Source organism: Streptococcus sp. DFI.7.26, from assembly GCF_022240605.1.
Classification (GTDB): domain Bacteria; phylum Bacillota; class Bacilli; order Lactobacillales; family Streptococcaceae; genus Streptococcus; species Streptococcus xiaochunlingii.
This window is the reverse complement of sequence record NZ_JAKOGN010000002.1, coordinates 285,978-303,310: the sequence shown is the minus strand read 5'-3', so window position 1 is coordinate 303,310 and position 17,333 is coordinate 285,978. Positions and strand designations below refer to the sequence as shown.

The following is a 17,333-nucleotide window of genomic DNA, read 5'->3' as shown; positions in this document are numbered from 1 at the left end:
AAAGAGGTTGAAGACGAATGTCCCAGCCTCCTTTCTTATCTAGGAGGAATGAATGAACTTACACCAACCACTATCTGTCCTACCAGGAATTGGACCAAAATCAGCAGAGAAATACAAGAAATTGGGTATCGAAACGGTTGAAGATCTCTTACTTTACTTCCCATTTCGGTATGAAGATTTTAAATCAAAAAATGTTTTAGACCTGGAAGATGGAGAAAAAGCAGTTGTTTCTGGAATTGTTGCCACTCCAGCTAATGTCCAGTATTATGGTTACAAGCGTAACCGGCTTCGCTTTACCATTAAACAAGGGGAGCTGGTCCTAGCAGTTAGTTTCTTTAACCAGCCCTATCTAGCGGACAAGATTGAACTAGGGCAAACAGTGGCTGTCTTTGGTAAATGGGATAAGGCCAAGGGAGCTTTGACAGGGATGAAGCTGTTAGCCCAAGTCGAAGATGACCTCCAACCGGTCTATCGCTTATCTCAAGGGGTGAGCCAGTCAGCTCTAGTAAAGGTTATCAAGACGGCTTTTGAAGCAGGTTTAGACAACTTGTTGGAAGAAAATTTACCCCAGATTTTAATGGATAAGTACCACTTGCTTTCTCGCAGACAAGCAGTCAGGGCTATGCATTTTCCCAAGGATCTTGAGGAATATAAGCAGGCCTTGAGACGAGTGAAATTTGAAGAATTGCTCTTTTTCCAATTGCAACTGCAGGTCTTGAAGGAAGAAAATCGTTCCGTCGGACAGGGAATCGTCCTGGATTGGGATAAGAAGAAGCTAAAAGATCTTCAAGCTAAGCTTCCTTTTACGTTGACAGAAGCTCAGGAGCGAAGTCTGAACGAAATTCTAGCAGATATGCGCTCTCCTTACCACATGAATCGTCTCTTGCAAGGAGATGTCGGAAGCGGGAAGACCGTCGTTGCTGGACTGGCCATGTATGCTGCTGTAACTGCTGGCAAGCAAGCAGCCTTGATGGTCCCAACTGAAATCCTAGCTGAGCAACATTTACAAAGTTTGACCTCTCTCTTTCCTAGTCTTAGAATTCTTCTTTTAACAGGCAGTCTAAAAGCTGTGGAGAGAAGAGAACGCTTGGAATTGATTCAGACAGGGCAAGTGGACCTTATTGTGGGAACTCATGCCTTGATTCAGGAGGGGGTTCGTTTTCATGATCTAGGCTTGGTCATTATTGATGAGCAGCACCGTTTCGGCGTGGCCCAAAGACGGATCCTGCGTGAAAAGGGCCAAAATCCGGATGTCTTGATGATGACAGCGACCCCAATTCCCCGGACTCTAGCAATCACTGCTTTTGGAGATATGGATGTTTCGATTATCGACCAAATGCCAGCAGGTCGAAAAGAGATTATCACCCGCTGGGTCAAGCATCAACAGTTAAATTTAGTCTTGGATTGGCTGGTCAAAGAAATCCAAAAAGGTTCCCAAGCCTACGTTATTTCACCCTTGATTGAAGAATCTGAAGCCTTGGACCTCAAAAATGCTATTGCCTTAGAGGGAGAATTGATTGCTTATTTTGGAGACCGAGCCCGTATTGCTCTCCTTCATGGTAAGATGAAGGGGGAAGAAAAAGAGGCCATTATGCAGGCCTTTAAGCAGGGAGAAATTGACTTACTAGTTTCTACAACTGTAATCGAAGTCGGCGTCAATGTTCCCAATGCTACCGTCATGATTATTATGGATGCAGACCGCTTTGGTTTGAGCCAATTGCACCAGTTGAGAGGTCGGGTAGGGCGTGGTGATAAGCAGTCTTACGCAGTATTAGTTGCCAATCCCAAAACAGAATCTGGTAAGCGTCGGATGAAAATCATGACCGAAACCACCAATGGGTTTGTCTTGGCAGAAGAGGACCTCAAGCTACGAGGATCTGGGGAAATCTTTGGAACGCGTCAATCAGGTATACCTGAATTTCAAGTAGCCAACCTCATTGAAGATTATCCAATCTTAGAGGAAGCACGAAAGGTAGCTATTCAGGTGGTCACGACTCATAATTGGCGAGAGCATCCAGATTGGCACTGTCTGTCTCTACATTTGGAGCAGAAAGAACACCTGGATTAAGAAGGGATAAGAAAGAAGCTGGGACAAAAGTCCTAGCCTCTCAATTGTCTTTGGATTGTCGAGCAAGACGCAGTGGTTGAGTGGGCTCTACTACACTGATTTCATCAGCTTTTATAGCCCTACTCAACTGTGCGGAGGTGGGACGACGAAATCGAATTCTAACGAATTACCGATTTCTGTCCCACTCTCTTTTTATCTTAATTTAAGTTTGTGGACCTATAATCGTAAAAAATAGAAAAGAGGTCTTAGCTATGCGAACCATGTTAAAATTCATCTTGTCAATCATTATCTCAGTCCATCAGAGCTATTTTTAAATACAAAAGGCGGATGTATCCATCATCGTGCCTTCTATCTATATTTTAACCTTCTATATAGTCTCTCAATTCATCGCCTTTTAATCCGGCATTGAGAGCAATCAATAGTTTCAGCCGGGCCTTAGCTGCATTGAGCTCTTTGACAAAGAAGATGCCGTGCTCGTGAAGTTTGACTCCGCCCCCATCGTAAGCATAGACAGGTTCCGCAATTCCATTGAAGCAACGGGAAACCAAGGCAATAGGAAGGCCAGCCTCTTGAAATTCAAAGAGTTTCTCAGCTACTTCCTTAGGAAGATTTCCAGCTCCAAAGGCTTCAATGATCAAACCATCCATTTGTTGGACATCTAGTAGGTCAAGGAGTTCTGTTTTCATGCCAGCATAGGCTGAAATGATGGGGACAACTCCCTTGATTTCTTGCAAATCAAAACGCACACGGGGTTCAGCTGTTTTGAAGAAAAGAACTTCTTTTTTCATGACCAAGCCTAGAGGGCCATGTGTGGGGGTCTGGAAGGTGCTGACATTGGTGGTATGTGTTTTGGTCACGTACTTGGCTGCATGGACTTCATCATTCATCACGACCAAGACACCCTTGTCTTGTGATTTGGGATCTGCTGCTACTCGGATGGCGGTCAGATAGTTATAGACGCCGTCGCTTCCTAATTCATTGGAGCTTCTCATGGCTCCTGTTAAGACTACTGAAATAGTTGGCAAGTCCATGGTATCTAAGAAGTAGGCTGTTTCTTCAAGAGTATCGGTACCATGGGTAATGACAATCCCATCATACTGGGAAGCCTCTTTCTGAATCTTATGATAGAGTTGTAACATGTGCTGAGGAGTTACATGAGGGCTGGGTAAATTTAAAAAATCTTCTGAAGTAAGCTCAACCCCTGCCAGTGACAGATCAATATGGTTCATGGGGTTGGATGAATTGGTCACGACAGCTCCAGAGTCATCCGCCTGCATGGAGATGGTCCCTCCTGTATGAAGGGCCAAAATTTTCTTAATCATGTGTGTCTCCTTGGAATGTGTGTTATAATTTATTGTATCATAAAACGGAAAGAAAGCAGTCATCATGGAAATAAAAGCGGTCTTTTTTGACATTGACGGAACCTTGGTCAATGATAGTCGAATGGTCTTGAAGTCAACTGAAAAAGCCATTCGCGCCTTAAAGGAACAAGGAATTTTTGTTGGTTTGGCAACAGGGCGAGGACCCTTCTTTGTCCGTCCTTTTATCGAGCGCTATGACTTTGATTTTGCGGTCACCTATAATGGTCAGTATATTTTTACCAAGGACAAGGTCTTATCTGCTTCTCCAATTGATAAGAAGAATCTGCATGACTTGATTGACTACGCAAAAAAACATCGCATTGAGATCGCCTTAGGAACAGAAGATGGAGTTGAAGGCTCTCGCATTATGAGTTTTGGGATGAGCCCTGTTTCTCAATGGTCTGCGCGATTTGTACCAAAAGGCTTTTCAAAGGCAGTTAGTCAGGGCTTCAACAAGGTGGTTAGCAAGGCTGTCCCTCAGGATCAAAAGCAACTGCAACAAATTGCCCAAGGACCGGTTTATCAGGTTCTCTTATTAGCTAGTCCTAAAGACACTCAAAAAGTTGAGCAAGCTTTTCCTGAATTAAAATTTACGCGTTCCAGCCCCTTTGCGGCGGACGTTATCAATCCAGACAACTCAAAATTGGAAGGGATTCGGATCGTAGGAGAAGAATTTGGATTTTCAATGGACCAGGTGATGGCCTTTGGAGATTCAGATAATGACTTGGAAATGCTCTCGGGTGTTGGCTTATCGATTGCGATGGGCAATGGAACCAGCAGGGTCAAAGAAGTAGCTCAGCATACGACGACCAGTAATACCAAAGACGGGATCCAAAAAGCGCTGGAACATTTTGGCATTATCACGGATCAGTCACTGTTTGTTAGTCGCGACGATCACTTTAATAAGGTCAAAGCCTTCCATCAACTCATGGATGGTCAAACTCAGGAAGAACCAAAGGCCTGGGACAATCAAGAGGCTCTTTACCGAACCATGTTTAAGCAGGAGGAATTGGTTGAATTTATTCGGGCAGCGAGCAAGGATGAAGCAACCTTTGATCGTTCAATCGAAAGCTTGCATCAAGCCCTAGACGAGGCAGCCAATAAGGTTCGTAGCAAGCATCCAGCTGAGATCTCCATGGTGGGGCAGGTCGATGCCTTGATTGATACGCTCTATCTGACTTATGGTAGTTTTGTTCTAATGGGGGTCGATCCGGAAGAGGTCTTTGAGATTGTTCACCGTGCAAACATGGGGAAGATTTTCCCAGATGGTCAGGCTCACTTTGATGAAGTCACGCATAAAATTTTAAAACCGAACGACTGGGAAGAAAAGTATGCACCTGAGCCAGCCATTCAAAAAGAGTTGGAACGGCAAATCAAAGCTTATCAAAAACACTACTCTGAAAAAACAGCAGAAACTGAAGAAAATAAAAAGGTGTGAGGAAATTCGTTTTCCTTCACACCTTTTGGTTTTTATAAAGTTTATAAGGTCTTTTCTGTCTCACGAACCACTAACAAATCGACTTTGGCATGGCGGAGAATGTATTCAGAGGAAGACCCGACTAGTAAACGTTCAAAAGCATTGAGACCAGTTGCCCCAACCATGATGAGATCAACTCCCTCTGCATCAGGGATATCAGTCGCTAAGAGGACTTTTGGATTCCCCATTTCAATCACCGAAGCAATGTTTTGGACACCGGCTTCTTTAGCACGCTTGATATACCCTTCTAATAGTTCATTAGCTTCTGTTTGGAATCCTTCATACACCTCGGCATCAAAACTAGAGACACTTTGTAAGGCGCGTGTATCAACGACATGAGCGAGAGTAAGCTTTGATCCGTTTCGCAACGCAACATTGACCCCTTTCTCAAAAGCGAGTTCAGCTTCGCGAGATCCATCAACTGCAACCATGATGTTTTCGTATTTTTGAGACATGTTCCGTCCTCCTTTACTGCTTGAAAACGTGAAAAAAATGGAAGAACCCATTTATGTTACCTATAATTATATTTTAAACCTTTTACCATAGAAAGTAAAGGTCAAATCAGATATCTATAGGATTTCATTGAGAATGAAAGAGGTTGCTCAGTTGTACTCCAGATTAACTAGTGGTATAATGGAAGCAGTTTGATAAAGTGAGGAAAAAATCATGAAAGAATACAATAAGTCCGTCAAGCTAGAACACGTTGCTTACGATATTCGTGGTCCAGTCTTAGAAGAAGCGATGCGCATGCGGGCCAACGGGGAGAAAATCCTTCGCTTAAATACAGGAAATCCGGCTGAATTTGGGTTCACGGCTCCCGACGAAGTCATTCATGATTTGATTATGAATGCTCGGGATAGTGAAGGGTATTCGGATTCAAAAGGAATTTTTTCTGCCCGTAAGGCTATTATGCAGTATAGCCAATTGAAAAAGATCCCGAATGTTGAGATTGATGATATCTATATCGGAAATGGTGTCAGTGAGTTGATCGTGATGTCCATGCAAGGCTTGCTGGATAATGGCGATGAAGTACTTGTGCCAATGCCAGACTATCCTCTTTGGACAGCAGCGGTCAGCCTAGCAGGTGGAAATGCAGTACACTATGTCTGTGATGAAGAGGCTGAGTGGTATCCTGATATTGATGATATCAAGTCGAAAATCACTTCAAACACCAAGGCTATCGTCGTGATTAACCCAAATAACCCGACCGGAGCTCTCTATCCAGATGAGATTTTGTTGGAAATTGTCGAAATTGCTCGTCAACATGGTTTGATTATCTTTGCAGATGAAATTTATGATCGCTTGGTCATGGATGGTGCCAAACACACAGCCATTGCTAGTCTCGCGCCAGATTTGTTCTGTGTCAGCATGAACGGTTTGTCCAAATCACACCGCATAGCGGGCTTCCGTGTGGGCTGGATGGTCTTGTCTGGACCCAAACACCACGTGAAGGGCTATATCGAAGGTTTGAATATGCTCTCCAATATGCGTCTGTGTTCAAACGTCTTGGCCCAACAAGTGGTCCAGACTTCTTTGGGAGGCTACCAGTCAGTGGACGAACTCTTGCTTCCAGGCGGTCGAATCTACGAGCAACGGAACTTTATCTACAAGGCTATCAATGATATTCCAGGACTCTCAGCTGTCAAACCAAAAGCTGGTCTCTATATCTTCCCTAAGATTGATCGTGAAATGTACCGAGTGGATGATGATGAGCAGTTTGTCTTGAATTTCTTAAAACAAGAAAAGGTTCTCTTGGTTCACGGACGTGGATTCAACTGGAAAGAGCCGGATCATTTCCGGATTGTTTACCTTCCTCGAGTAGAAGAATTGGCTCAAATTCAAGAGAAGATGACTCGTTTCTTAAAACAATACAAACGATAAGTGTAAGAGAAATCGCTAATAGGCGGTTTCTTTTTTTTGAATGAATCCAGCGAATATTTTGTTACATAAGGCTAATTTTTCTGAATTGAATAGAATTGTAGAAAAAATAAATAATTTTCAGATAATTTGATTGAAATTCCCTCACTTATATGATATACTTTAGCTGACTATATGCGAGGTTTATTATGGCTAAATTATTAGAAAAAACGAGAAAAATTACATCTATCTTGAAGCGTTCTGAAGAACAGTTGCAAGATGAAATGCCGTATAATGCAATTGCCCGTCAACTGGCTGATATCATTCATTGTAACGCTTGTATTATTAATAGCAAGGGAACTCTTCTAGGTTATTTCATGCGCTACAAAACCAATAATGACCGGGTTGAAGCTTTTTTTGACAATAAAAAATTACCTGAAGATTATGCGAAAGCAGCCAGTTTAGTCTATGATACAGAGGCGAATTTAGATGTAGATCACGATTTAAGTATCTTTCCAGTAGAGACAAAGTCTGATTTTCCTGATGGGTTGACAACGATTGCTCCTATTCATGTATCTGGGATTCGTTTGGGGTCATTGATTATTTGGCGCAATGATAAGGAATTTGCGGATGATGATTTGATTTTGGTTGAGATTGCTAGTACCGTAGTTGGGATTCAAATGTTGAACTTCCAACGAGAGGAAGATGAGAAAAATATTCGTCGCCGCACTGCGGTCAATATGGCTGTCAATACCTTGTCCTATTCAGAATTGCGGGCTGTATCTGCAATCCTCGGTGAATTGAAGGGAAATGAAGGGCAGTTAACTGCTTCCGTGATTGCGGATCGGATTGGTATTACCCGCTCTGTGATTGTCAATGCGCTGCGGAAATTGGAGTCAGCCGGTATTATTGAAAGTCGCTCTCTTGGGATGAAGGGAACCTACCTTAAAGTCTTGATCCCAGATATTTTTGAAGAAATTAAGAAAAGAGACTACTAATGACTAAAGCGTTAATTTCGATTGACTACACCGTTGATTTTGTAGCGGATGAAGGTAAGTTAACGGCAGGAGCTCCTGCACAAGCTATTTCTGAGAGTATTGCCCAGGTGACCCAGCTGGCTTTTGACCAAGGTGCCTATGTCTTTTTTGCTATTGATGCTCATGATATAGACGATCCCTTTCATCCAGAAAGCAAGCTCTTCCCACCTCATAATATCATTGGGACGAGTGGACGGGATTTGTATGGTCCCTTAGCTAATTTTTATCGGGAGCACAAAGCGGATCCACGTGTCTTTTGGATGGACAAGCGTCATTATTCTGCTTTTTCAGGAACTGACTTGGATATCCGCCTCCGGGAACGTGGCGTAGATACGGTTATTTTGACGGGAGTCTTAACGGACATTTGTGTCCTCCATACAGCAGTAGATGCCTATAATCTGGGCTATCAGATTGAAGTGGTCGCGCCTGCAGTGGCGTCGCTCACTCCTAAAAATCACCAGTTTGCTTTAAATCATTTCAAACATGTTTTGGGAGCAAAAGTTGTGAATGAACAATTGGAAGAATTGTAATATTAGAGTTCGAGGAGAATGGCCTAATGCCTAGCCTTCCTCGGACTCTATTTTCTTGCCAAACTACCGCATAAATACTAAAAATATGGTAAAATAGAGGGTATTGAAAAATCATCATTTCACGAAAGGAAGCAAGATGAAAATTACGCAAGAAGAGGTAACCCACGTTGCCAATCTTTCAAAATTGAAATTCTCTCCAGAAGAGACAGTTGAGTTTGCGACAACCTTGTCTAAAATTGTCGACATGGTGGAATTGTTGGAAGAAGTAGACACAACCGGTGTGGCTCCAACAACAACCATGGCAGATCGTAAGACCGTATTGCGTCCGGATGTTGCTGAAAAAGGGACGGACCGTGACCGCTTGTTTAAAAATGTACCTGAAAAGGATAACTACTACATCAAGGTACCAGCTATCCTAGAAGATGGAGGAGATGCCTAATGTCATTCAACCATAAAACCATTGAAGAGTTGCACGACCTCCTTGTCTCTAAGGAAATCTCAGCAACCGAATTGACCCAAGCGACGCTTGACGATATCAAGGCGCGTGAAGAAGCAGTCAATGCCTTTGTAACGGTGGCCGAAGAAGCTGCCCTTGCGCAAGCCAAAGCCATTGATGAAAAAGGAATCGATGCAGATAACCTCCTGTCAGGGATTCCACTCGCGGTCAAAGACAATATCTCAACAGATTGCATCCTGACCACTGCGGCATCAAAAATGCTCTATAACTATGAGCCCATCTTTGATGCAACAGCTGTTTCCAATGCCAAAGCTAAAGGTATGATTGTCATCGGAAAAACCAATATGGACGAGTTTGCCATGGGTGGATCTGGTGAGACTTCTTACTATGGGCCAACCAAGAATGCATGGGACCACAGCAAGGTGCCTGGTGGATCTTCTAGTGGTTCAGCAGCTGCTGTAGCTTCAGGTCAAGTCCGTTTGTCTCTTGGGTCTGATACTGGTGGTTCTATCCGTCAACCAGCCGCCTTCAACGGAATCGTCGGTCTCAAACCAACTTATGGAACAGTTTCCCGTTTTGGTCTCATTGCCTTTGGTAGCTCATTGGACCAGATTGGACCATTTGCACCAACGGTCAAGGAAAATGCCCAATTGCTCAATGTCATTGCCAGTGAAGATGCCAAGGATTCAACATCTGCCCCTGTACGTGTAGCAGACTTTACTTCTAAGATTGGTCAAGACATTAAAGGCATGAAGGTTGCCCTTCCCAAGGAGTACCTCGGTGAAGGGATCGACCCAGAAGTCAAAGAAACTATCCTTAATGCGGCCAAACACTTTGAAAAATTGGGAGCAACTGTCGAAGAAGTCAGCCTTCCTCATTCTAAATATGGGGTTGCCGTTTACTACATCATCGCTTCATCTGAAGCTTCTTCAAACTTGCAACGTTTCGATGGGATTCGCTATGGTTTCCGTGCGGAAGATGCCAAGAATTTGGATGACATCTATGTGAACACTCGAAGCCAAGGCTTTGGTGATGAGGTCAAACGCCGGATCATGCTGGGTACCTTTAGTTTGTCATCTGGTTACTACGATGCCTACTACAAGAAAGCTGGTCAAGTTCGTACCCTCATTATCCAAGACTTCGAAAAAGTCTTTGCAGATTACGACCTCATCCTTGGTCCAACAGCTCCAAGTGTAGCCTTTGATTTGGATTCGCTCAACCACGACCCGGTTGCCATGTACTTGGCTGACCTCTTGACCATCCCAGTCAACTTGGCAGGTCTTCCAGGGATTTCGATTCCTGCAGGTTTTGCGCAAGGTCTTCCAGTTGGTTTGCAGTTGATTGGTCCCAAGTATTCTGAAGAAAACATCTACCAAGCTGCAGCGGCCTTTGAAGCAACGACGGATTACCACAAGCAACAACCCCTTATTTTCGGAGGTGACAATTAATGAACTTTGAAACAGTCATTGGACTTGAAGTCCACGTAGAGCTCAACACCAATTCAAAAATCTTCTCACCTACCTCTGCCCACTTTGGAAATGACCAAAATGCCAATACAAACGTGATTGACTGGTCTTTCCCTGGGGTACTACCAGTTCTCAATAAGGGGGTTGTCGATGCTGGTATCAAGGCAGCTCTTGCCCTCAACATGGACATCCACAAGAAGATGCACTTTGACCGTAAGAACTACTTCTATCCAGATAATCCTAAAGCCTACCAAATCTCTCAATTTGATGAGCCAATCGGTTATAACGGCTGGATTGAAGTGGAACTAGAAGACGGTACGACTAAGAAAATTGGGATTGAACGGGCTCACTTGGAAGAAGACGCCGGTAAAAACACGCACGGTACAGATGGTTACTCTTATGTTGACCTCAACCGTCAAGGGGTGCCATTGATTGAAATCGTATCTGAAGCAGATATGCGTTCTCCAGAAGAAGCCTACGCTTATTTGACAGCTTTGAAAGAAGTCATCCAGTACACTGGCATTTCAGACGTCAAGATGGAAGAAGGTTCTATGCGGGTCGATGCCAACATTTCCCTTCGCCCATACGGTCAAGAGGAATTTGGTACCAAGACGGAGTTGAAAAACCTGAACTCCTTCTCAAACGTCCGTAAAGGTCTTGAATACGAAGTTGAGCGTCAAGCGAAAATCTTGCGTTCAGGTGGTGTCATTCGTCAAGAAACACGCCGTTATGATGAAGCGAATAAGAGCACCATTCTTATGCGGGTCAAAGAAGGAGCTGCGGATTACCGTTACTTCCCAGAACCAGACCTTCCCTTGTTTGAAATCTCAGATGAGTGGATCGAAGAAATGCGTACGGAGTTGCCAGAGTTTCCAAAAGACCGTCGTGCTCGCTATGTGGCAGAGCTTGGTTTATCTGACTATGATGCCAACCAATTGACAGCGACCAAAGTTACTTCTGACTTCTTTGAAGCAGCTGTAGCCCTTGGTGGTGATGCCAAACAAGTGTCTAACTGGCTCCAAGGTGAAGTCGCACAATTCTTGAACGCAGAAGGCAAGACGCTGGAAGAAATTCAATTGACACCAGAAAACTTGGTCGAAATGATTGCCATCATCGAAGATGGAACCATTTCATCTAAGATTGCTAAGAAAGTCTTTGTTCACTTGGCGAAAAACGGTGGCGGTGCGCGTGAATACGTTGAAAAAGCTGGATTGGTACAGATTTCAGATCCTGAAGTCTTAATCCCTATCATCCACCAAGTCTTTGCAGACAACGAAGCAGCAGTAGCCGACTTCAAGTCAGGGAAGCGGAATGCGGACAAGGCCTTCACCGGCTTCCTCATGAAAGCAACTAAAGGCCAAGCCAACCCACAAGTAGCTCTTAAACTACTTGCCCAAGAATTGGCGAAGTTGAAAGAAGAGTAATAGAGAAAAAAACCAGCCGAGAGGTTGGTTTTTACTATCCATAAAATTGTGTTAGAATAGGAAAGATCATTACATATCAACTGGCATTAGGAGGAGTTACATGAACAAATTTTTAAGAGTCTTATTTGTCCTGGTTATCATCGCCATGTCTGGAGCGATTGTCTTCCAGCTGTTCTTTCCATCTTATATGGGAAGTCATTCGGGATATGGTATTTCTATCGGTTGGCAGCGGGAGATTGGGATTTGGAATGTGGCAGTTCTTGTGATTCTCATTGCTGTTAATTTCAAATATGATTGGTTTTATCTTCGTACGGTTTTATTGGCCTTGATTGTTGGTGGCATCGGAATTGGGACCAATCATTTATTTGCTTATCTCAACTATCATTTGCCAGTAAATGCTATTGGAGCTTTTGAAAATTATCTTCTTGTTCTGGGCTGGATTGTCGGTTGGAAACTAGAGTCATCTCGGGCCGATAATTAAGATATTAACCGTCTGTTGCTTCTTGACAAAGTTTGTGAAAGGGTTTACAATATGGTTGTCGGGTTTCCTGAAAGGGAATTACAATTCATGGAAAAATAGGAGAATCATATGGAAACAATGAAAGCTGCCCGCTGGCATGGTAAGAAGGACGTTCGTATCGAAGAAGTAGAAGTCCCTAAAGTACAACCTCATCAAGTAAAGGTTGCGGTCAAATTCACAGGAATCTGTGGGACAGACTTGCATGAATACTTGGATGGACCAATCTTCATTCCAACAGAAGAGCATGTTTATTCTGGTCAAAAAGCACCCGTTACCCTCGGTCACGAGTTTGCTGGAGAAATTGTTGAGGTTGGAAGCGATGTGACTCGGGTCAAAGTCGGTGATCGTGTGACAATTGAGCCAATTTTGGCAAAACACAACTTAATTGGTGATTATAACCTTGATCCAAATTTGAACTTCGTCGGTCTTGCGGCAGATGGTGGGTTTGCTAAATACTGTGTCCTAGATGGAGATTTAGTCCATGTGATTCCAGATAGCTTGAGCTATGAGCAAGCCGCGCTTACAGAGCCTGCTGCTGTAGCCGTTTATGCAGTTCGTCAATCTGCTTTGAAAACAGGCGATACAGCTGTTATCTTTGGTTTAGGCCCAATTGGTCTTTTGATCGTGGAAGCCCTTCGTGCAGCAGGAGCATCAAAAATCTATGCGGTTGAATTGTCCCCTGAACGTCAAGCCAAAGCAGAAGAGCTAGGTGCCATTGTTGTTCGTCCAGAAGAAGGTGAAACAGTCGTGGAAGCGATCCATCGCTTGACAGATGGTGGAGCGGATGTGTCTTATGAAGTAACAGGGGTTCCTGTTGTTCTTGGACAAGCTCTTGCAGCAGTTCATAAGGCTGGTGAGTGTATGGTCGTATCCATTTGGGAACGCGAAGCTAGCATCAATCCAAATGAATTCGCCATTCAAGAAAAGACTCTTAAAGGGATTATCGCTTATCGCCACATCTTCCCTAAAGTATTGGAATTGATGGAACAAGGCTATTTCTCTGCTGAAAAATTGGTTACCAAGAAAATCAAATTGGAAAATATTGTTCAAGATGGCTTTATCGAATTAACGCAAGATAAATCGCAAATCAAGATTTTGGTTGAGCCGTAAATTAGTATATTTTATGAATAAAACCAGTCCATTTGGGCTGGTTTTTATGTTACAATTAGGATGTAAATAATATTTGTGGAGGCAACATGTCTACATCTTTCAAAGGAACCTTGATGACTGTGATTGCTGGAATTGCTTGGGGGCTTTCTGGTGTTAGCGGGCAATATTTGATGGCACATGGTTTTTCAGCTATAGGGTTAACTAATTTTCGTCTACTTTTTTCAGGCATTGTCCTTATTATATTATCTTACGTAGCGGATAAAGAGAAGGTATTAGCCTTTGCTAAAGATAAATCTTCCTATCTTTCCCTTCTCGTTTTTTCATTTTTAGGATTGTTACTAACTCAATTGACCTATTTAGAGGCGATTGCAGAAACCAATGCTGGGACTGCCACCGTTTTGCAGTATCTCTGTCCAGTGGGGATTTTATCCTATACCTGTATCAAGGATAGAGTAGCTCCTACTCTTGCGGAAGTAGCTTCCATGCTTTTAGCGATTGGTGGCACATTCTTAATTGCAACACACGGTCAAGTCAACCAACTGGCCATTAATCCAAAAGGTCTGGCTTGGGGAGTGGTTTCAGCCTTTGCTTATGCTCTGTATATTGTCCTTCCTCTTAATTTAATTAAAAAATGGGGAAGTATGCTGGTGATTGGAGTTGGGATGGTCATTCCAGGAATTCTGATGATTCCTTTTAGTGGTCTTCTTTCTTTTTCTGGAAACTATAGACTGGATACCTTGATGGCTCTTTTTGGTTTGGTTGTTATTGGAACGATTTTTGCCTACACAGCCTTTCTTAAAGGGACCTCTTTGGTCGGAGCTGTAAAGGGAAGCTTATTAGCCTCTATTGAGCCAATTTCGGCAGTTTTCTTTGCCTTTATCATTATGAAGGAGCATTTCTTTATGATTGACTTCTTGGGTATGGGCATGATTCTGTTAGCGGTCCTCCTGATTACTCTAAAGGACTTCATTATTCAAAAAGAAAAAGGAATTCTATAAAAAAGATGCTGGGTGTTTGCCCAACATCTTTTTTACATCATTTGCCAGAAATAGTCGATGATATAGGTGAGACCATAAGTGTAAATGACCAGAGTAATCGGTTTACAGAGAATAATAATGGTCATATAGCGCTTAAAGGTCATATTGGTTAATCCAGCTAGCATGCAGAGAAAGTCCGCTGGACTGATGGGCCAGATCATCATGAAGATGAAGAAACGGTCAAACCGCTTGCCTTCGTTGAGCCAGTTAATATACTTGTCGTAAGTCTTCTGGCTAACCATAGACTGGACAAATTTAGGCCCGTACATTCTTGCGAGGTGGAAGATGATGGCACAGCCAATGACGATGCCGATGTAGTTGTAGATGGTCCCAATGATGTGGCCATAGATAAAGACACCAGCGACAGACGTAAGAGCGCCAGGAATAATAGGCACCACTGTTTGAAGGATCTGAAGAAAGATAAAGAGAGGTGGACCGAAGATACCTGCTTGGAGAATAAAAGCTGACAAGGTTTCCTTGGATTGGAGGATGCCAGCAAAGTAGGCCCAGATACAGAAAGCAAGGGTTGCCAGGGCCCCAATGATGGAGGACCAATTAATGATTTTTTGGAGGAGAGGGGAGACCTCCCTCAATTTTTTTTCTTTTGTTATCATAACTCTTCCGCGTATTTTTTTCTTCTACTATACCACGTTTTTGGAACTTTGTAACGTTTTTGTCTATTTTAGGGAATATCAAAGAGATAGAATGGGTCCTCTTACAAAGAGGAGACAACGAAGCAAGTGCAAAATACGTCTATTTATGCTACAATGAAGAGAATATAAAAAATGGAGAAAAACGTGTCAATCGAAAATTACAAACCAGATTTTGCGGTGGAAGCAGCCTATGATCTCACCGTTGCAGACTTGAAAAAACAAGGCATTAAGGCGGTCCTTGTGGATTTGGATAACACCTTGATTGCTTGGAATAATCCGGATGGTACTCCTGAGATGCGCCAGTGGTTGCACGACCTTCGTGATGGCGGAATTCGGGTTATCGTGGTGTCCAATAATAGCCCCAAACGGGTCAAGCGCGCTGTTGAGAAATTTGATATTGACTATGAAGCTTGGTCGCTCAAGCCCTTTACTTTTGGGATTGATCGGGCCCTTAAACGTTTCCACTATGAGAAAAATGAAGTGGTCATGGTCGGGGATCAACTGATGACGGATATCCGGGCTGCCCATCGTGCAGGCATTCGCTCGATTTTGGTCAAGCCTTTGGTTGAGCATGACTCCATCAAGACCAAGATCAACCGGGCGCGTGAACGCCGTGTCATGAAGCAAATGGCCGAAAAATATGGTCCGATTGTATACAAAAAAGGAATTTAAGAATGGAAGAATTATTCTGTATTGGCTGTGGAGCGCCCATTCAGACAGAAAACAAAGAGGGGATAGGCTATACTCCCCAATCAGCTCTTGAAAAGGGCTTGGAAACAGGCGAAGTCTATTGCCAACGCTGTTTCCGTCTACGTCACTACAATGAAATCACAGATGTGCATCTGACAGATGATGATTTCCTAAAACTCCTTCACGAAGTAGGAGATAGTGATGCTCTCGTGGTCAATGTAGTCGATATTTTTGACTTTAATGGCTCTGTCATTCCTGGCTTACCGCGCTTTGTAGCAGGTAATGATGTCCTTTTAGTCGGAAATAAAAAAGACATCTTGCCCAAGTCTGTCAAGGATAGCAAAGTGACGCATTGGTTGATGGAGCGGGCCCACGAAGAAGGCATGCGTCCTGTCGATGTGGTCCTCACCTCTGCCCAAAACAAGAGTGCTATCAAGGACTTGATGGAAAAGATTGAGCAGCACCGCAAAGGCCGTGATGTCTATGTGGTGGGTGTGACCAACGTTGGAAAATCAACCCTCATCAATGCGATCATCCAAGAAATCACTGGAGACAAGGATATCATTACAACCTCTCGCTTCCCAGGAACGACACTGGACAAGATCGAAATCCCACTGGACGATGGGTCCTATATCTACGATACACCAGGGATTATCCATCGCCACCAGATGGCTCATTACTTGACGGCAAAAAACCTCAAGTATGTTAGCCCTAAAAAAGAAATCAAGCCCAAGACTTATCAGCTCAATCCAGAGCAAACCCTCTTCTTGGGTGGTCTGGGGCGCTTCGACTTTATCAAGGGAGAAAAGCAAGGCTTCACTGCCTTCTTTGACAATGAACTCAAGCTTCACCGAACCAAGCTCGAAGGAGCGACTGCTTTTTATGACAAGCATGTCGGTGGCTTACTAACACCTCCTAATAGCAAGGAAAAAGAAGAGTTCCCACCCTTGGTTTCTCATGAGTTTACCATCAAGGACAAGACAGACCTCGTCATCTCTGGACTGGGCTGGATCCGCGTCAATGGAGAAGCCAAAGTAGCCGTCTGGGCACCAGAAGGCGTAGCAGTCGTTACCCGCAAAGCTATTATTTAAAAATTTGAAATAGAATGAATTGAAGAGCGAACGAAGTGAGCTCATAAAGAGGTTGTTATTGCCGTGGTGTAGTTGCCAATCGTGAGATTGGCAAGGGCAAAATGGAGACCAAGGCTCCATTTTGAGGTGAGGAAATCCATTTTTCAAAGATGAGATCTTTGAAAAATTAGTTCCGGCCGTCCCCACCACTTAAAATAACGATCAAGAAAAAAGGAAGTAAAAGCATGACATTAACATCCAAACAACGGGCTTTCCTCAACAGCCAAGCCCACAGCCTCAAACCCATTATCCAAATTGGGAAAAACGGGCTTAATGACCAAATCAAAACCAGTGTGCGCCAAGCGCTAGATGCACGCGAACTGATCAAGGTGACCCTTCTTCAAAATACGGATGAGAATATCCATGAAGTAGCGGAAATCTTGGAAGAAGAAATCGGTGTGGATACGGTTCAAAAAATTGGACGCATCCTCATCTTATACAAACAATCAAGCAAAAAAGAAAACCGGAAGATTTCAGTCAAAGTAAAAGAAATCTAAGAGACACAGGAGAGCAGGT

17 protein-coding genes are annotated in these 17,333 nt (G+C 43.4%); 14 read left to right on the top strand and 3 right to left on the bottom strand.

The features are described from left to right. Positions 1-52 precede the first annotated feature (52 nt). Entirely contained in the window at positions 53-2,068 is a 2,016-nt protein-coding gene (gene recG / locus L0M85_RS04170) for an ATP-dependent DNA helicase RecG (RefSeq protein WP_195550426.1), read from the top strand. Between the two features lie 359 nt (positions 2,069-2,427). On the opposite strand, the gene L0M85_RS04165 is transcribed toward recG, so the two are convergent. Next, entirely contained in the window at positions 2,428-3,390 is a 963-nt protein-coding gene (locus tag L0M85_RS04165; protein WP_048789812.1) for an asparaginase, read from the bottom strand. A gap of 64 nt (positions 3,391-3,454) precedes the next feature. Between L0M85_RS04165 and L0M85_RS04160 the strand changes: the two genes are divergently transcribed. Continuing rightward, a complete protein-coding gene (locus L0M85_RS04160) occupies positions 3,455-4,867 on the top strand; it encodes a Cof-type HAD-IIB family hydrolase (RefSeq protein ID WP_238656534.1) in 1,413 nt (470 codons plus the stop codon). 41 nt (positions 4,868-4,908) lie between these two features. Here L0M85_RS04160 and L0M85_RS04155 read toward each other — a convergent pair whose 3' ends face one another. Beyond that, the gene (locus tag L0M85_RS04155) at positions 4,909-5,361 is read right to left on the bottom strand and encodes a universal stress protein (RefSeq protein WP_048789814.1); all 453 of its coding nucleotides are present in this window, start codon (positions 5,359-5,361) and stop codon (positions 4,909-4,911) included. 211 nt (positions 5,362-5,572) lie between these two features. Here L0M85_RS04155 and L0M85_RS04150 point away from each other — a divergent pair, with 211 nt between their 5' ends. From L0M85_RS04150 to L0M85_RS04110, 9 genes are all read left to right on the top strand, one after another. Next, a complete protein-coding gene (locus L0M85_RS04150; RefSeq protein WP_023024219.1) occupies positions 5,573-6,787 on the top strand; it encodes a pyridoxal phosphate-dependent aminotransferase in 1,215 nt (404 codons plus the stop codon). Between the two features lie 185 nt (positions 6,788-6,972). Further along, the gene (gene codY, locus L0M85_RS04145) at positions 6,973-7,761 is read left to right on the top strand and encodes a GTP-sensing pleiotropic transcriptional regulator CodY (RefSeq protein ID WP_233331210.1); all 789 of its coding nucleotides are present in this window, start codon (positions 6,973-6,975) and stop codon (positions 7,759-7,761) included. Further along, the gene (locus L0M85_RS04140; protein WP_238656533.1) at positions 7,761-8,330 is read left to right on the top strand and encodes an isochorismatase family cysteine hydrolase; all 570 of its coding nucleotides are present in this window, start codon (positions 7,761-7,763) and stop codon (positions 8,328-8,330) included. The genes codY and L0M85_RS04140 overlap by 1 nt, the downstream gene beginning before the upstream one ends. Positions 8,331-8,466: 136 nt before the next feature. After that, positions 8,467-8,769, top strand: a complete 303-nt coding sequence (gatC, locus tag L0M85_RS04135) for an Asp-tRNA(Asn)/Glu-tRNA(Gln) amidotransferase subunit GatC (RefSeq protein WP_238656532.1) — start codon at positions 8,467-8,469, stop codon at positions 8,767-8,769. Then, complete coding sequence (gatA, locus tag L0M85_RS04130) at positions 8,769-10,235, top strand: Asp-tRNA(Asn)/Glu-tRNA(Gln) amidotransferase subunit GatA (protein WP_238656531.1); 1,467 nt, start codon at positions 8,769-8,771, stop codon at positions 10,233-10,235. Before gatC ends, gatA begins: the two co-directional genes overlap by 1 nt. Further along, positions 10,235-11,677: an Asp-tRNA(Asn)/Glu-tRNA(Gln) amidotransferase subunit GatB gene (gene gatB, locus L0M85_RS04125; RefSeq protein ID WP_238656530.1), complete on the top strand. Its 1,443-nt coding sequence runs from the start codon at positions 10,235-10,237 to the stop codon at positions 11,675-11,677. The genes gatA and gatB overlap by 1 nt, the downstream gene beginning before the upstream one ends. A 100-nt stretch (positions 11,678-11,777) precedes the next feature. Continuing rightward, on the top strand, positions 11,778-12,158 hold the full coding sequence (locus L0M85_RS04120) for a hypothetical protein (RefSeq protein WP_129822420.1): 381 nt from the start codon (positions 11,778-11,780) through the stop codon (positions 12,156-12,158). 108 nt (positions 12,159-12,266) lie between these two features. After that, complete coding sequence (locus tag L0M85_RS04115; RefSeq protein WP_238656529.1) at positions 12,267-13,307, top strand: 2,3-butanediol dehydrogenase; 1,041 nt, start codon at positions 12,267-12,269, stop codon at positions 13,305-13,307. A gap of 86 nt (positions 13,308-13,393) precedes the next feature. After that, positions 13,394-14,305 (top strand): EamA family transporter, encoded by a 912-nt coding sequence (locus tag L0M85_RS04110; RefSeq protein WP_156676488.1) that lies wholly within the window; start codon positions 13,394-13,396, stop codon positions 14,303-14,305. A 32-nt stretch (positions 14,306-14,337) separates the two neighbouring features. Here the strand turns inward: L0M85_RS04110 and L0M85_RS04105 are convergent, their stop codons facing one another. Then, positions 14,338-14,958 carry a TVP38/TMEM64 family protein gene (locus tag L0M85_RS04105; RefSeq protein WP_048691717.1) on the bottom strand — a complete coding sequence of 207 codons (621 nt, stop codon included), beginning with the start codon at positions 14,956-14,958 and terminating at the stop codon, positions 14,338-14,340. Positions 14,959-15,141: 183 nt separating this feature from the next. On the opposite strand from L0M85_RS04105, the gene L0M85_RS04100 reads away from it, so the two are divergent. The 3 genes from L0M85_RS04100 to yhbY all read left to right on the top strand — a co-directional run bounded on the left by L0M85_RS04100 (position 15,142) and on the right by yhbY (position 17,314). After that, entirely contained in the window at positions 15,142-15,669 is a 528-nt protein-coding gene (locus L0M85_RS04100) for a YqeG family HAD IIIA-type phosphatase (protein WP_125329136.1), read from the top strand. A 2-nt stretch (positions 15,670-15,671) separates the two neighbouring features. Next, positions 15,672-16,778, top strand: coding sequence for a ribosome biogenesis GTPase YqeH (yqeH, locus tag L0M85_RS04095; RefSeq protein WP_156676490.1), 1,107 nt, complete (start codon positions 15,672-15,674; stop codon positions 16,776-16,778). A gap of 224 nt (positions 16,779-17,002) precedes the next feature. After that, the gene (gene yhbY, locus L0M85_RS04090) at positions 17,003-17,314 is read left to right on the top strand and encodes a ribosome assembly RNA-binding protein YhbY (RefSeq protein ID WP_006595720.1); all 312 of its coding nucleotides are present in this window, start codon (positions 17,003-17,005) and stop codon (positions 17,312-17,314) included. Positions 17,315-17,333 lie beyond the last annotated feature (19 nt).

Bases quoted from the DNA above. Each gene is read 5' to 3' on its own strand.
- recG (WP_195550426.1), top strand. From the start codon at position 53: ATGAACTTACACCAACCACTATCTGTCCTACCAGGAATTGGACCAAAA.
- L0M85_RS04165 (WP_048789812.1), bottom strand. From the start codon at position 3,390: ATGATTAAGAAAATTTTGGCCCTTCATACAGGAGGGACCATCTCCATG.
- L0M85_RS04160 (WP_238656534.1), top strand. From the start codon at position 3,455: ATGGAAATAAAAGCGGTCTTTTTTGACATTGACGGAACCTTGGTCAAT.
- L0M85_RS04155 (WP_048789814.1), bottom strand. From the start codon at position 5,361: ATGTCTCAAAAATACGAAAACATCATGGTTGCAGTTGATGGATCTCGC.
- L0M85_RS04150 (WP_023024219.1), top strand. From the start codon at position 5,573: ATGAAAGAATACAATAAGTCCGTCAAGCTAGAACACGTTGCTTACGAT.
- codY (WP_233331210.1), top strand. From the start codon at position 6,973: ATGGCTAAATTATTAGAAAAAACGAGAAAAATTACATCTATCTTGAAG.
- L0M85_RS04140 (WP_238656533.1), top strand. From the start codon at position 7,761: ATGACTAAAGCGTTAATTTCGATTGACTACACCGTTGATTTTGTAGCG.
- gatC (WP_238656532.1), top strand. From the start codon at position 8,467: ATGAAAATTACGCAAGAAGAGGTAACCCACGTTGCCAATCTTTCAAAA.
- gatA (WP_238656531.1), top strand. From the start codon at position 8,769: ATGTCATTCAACCATAAAACCATTGAAGAGTTGCACGACCTCCTTGTC.
- gatB (WP_238656530.1), top strand. From the start codon at position 10,235: ATGAACTTTGAAACAGTCATTGGACTTGAAGTCCACGTAGAGCTCAAC.
- L0M85_RS04120 (WP_129822420.1), top strand. From the start codon at position 11,778: ATGAACAAATTTTTAAGAGTCTTATTTGTCCTGGTTATCATCGCCATG.
- L0M85_RS04115 (WP_238656529.1), top strand. From the start codon at position 12,267: ATGGAAACAATGAAAGCTGCCCGCTGGCATGGTAAGAAGGACGTTCGT.
- L0M85_RS04110 (WP_156676488.1), top strand. From the start codon at position 13,394: ATGTCTACATCTTTCAAAGGAACCTTGATGACTGTGATTGCTGGAATT.
- L0M85_RS04105 (WP_048691717.1), bottom strand. From the start codon at position 14,958: ATGATAACAAAAGAAAAAAAATTGAGGGAGGTCTCCCCTCTCCTCCAA.
- yqeH (WP_156676490.1), top strand. From the start codon at position 15,672: ATGGAAGAATTATTCTGTATTGGCTGTGGAGCGCCCATTCAGACAGAA.
- yhbY (WP_006595720.1), top strand. From the start codon at position 17,003: ATGACATTAACATCCAAACAACGGGCTTTCCTCAACAGCCAAGCCCAC.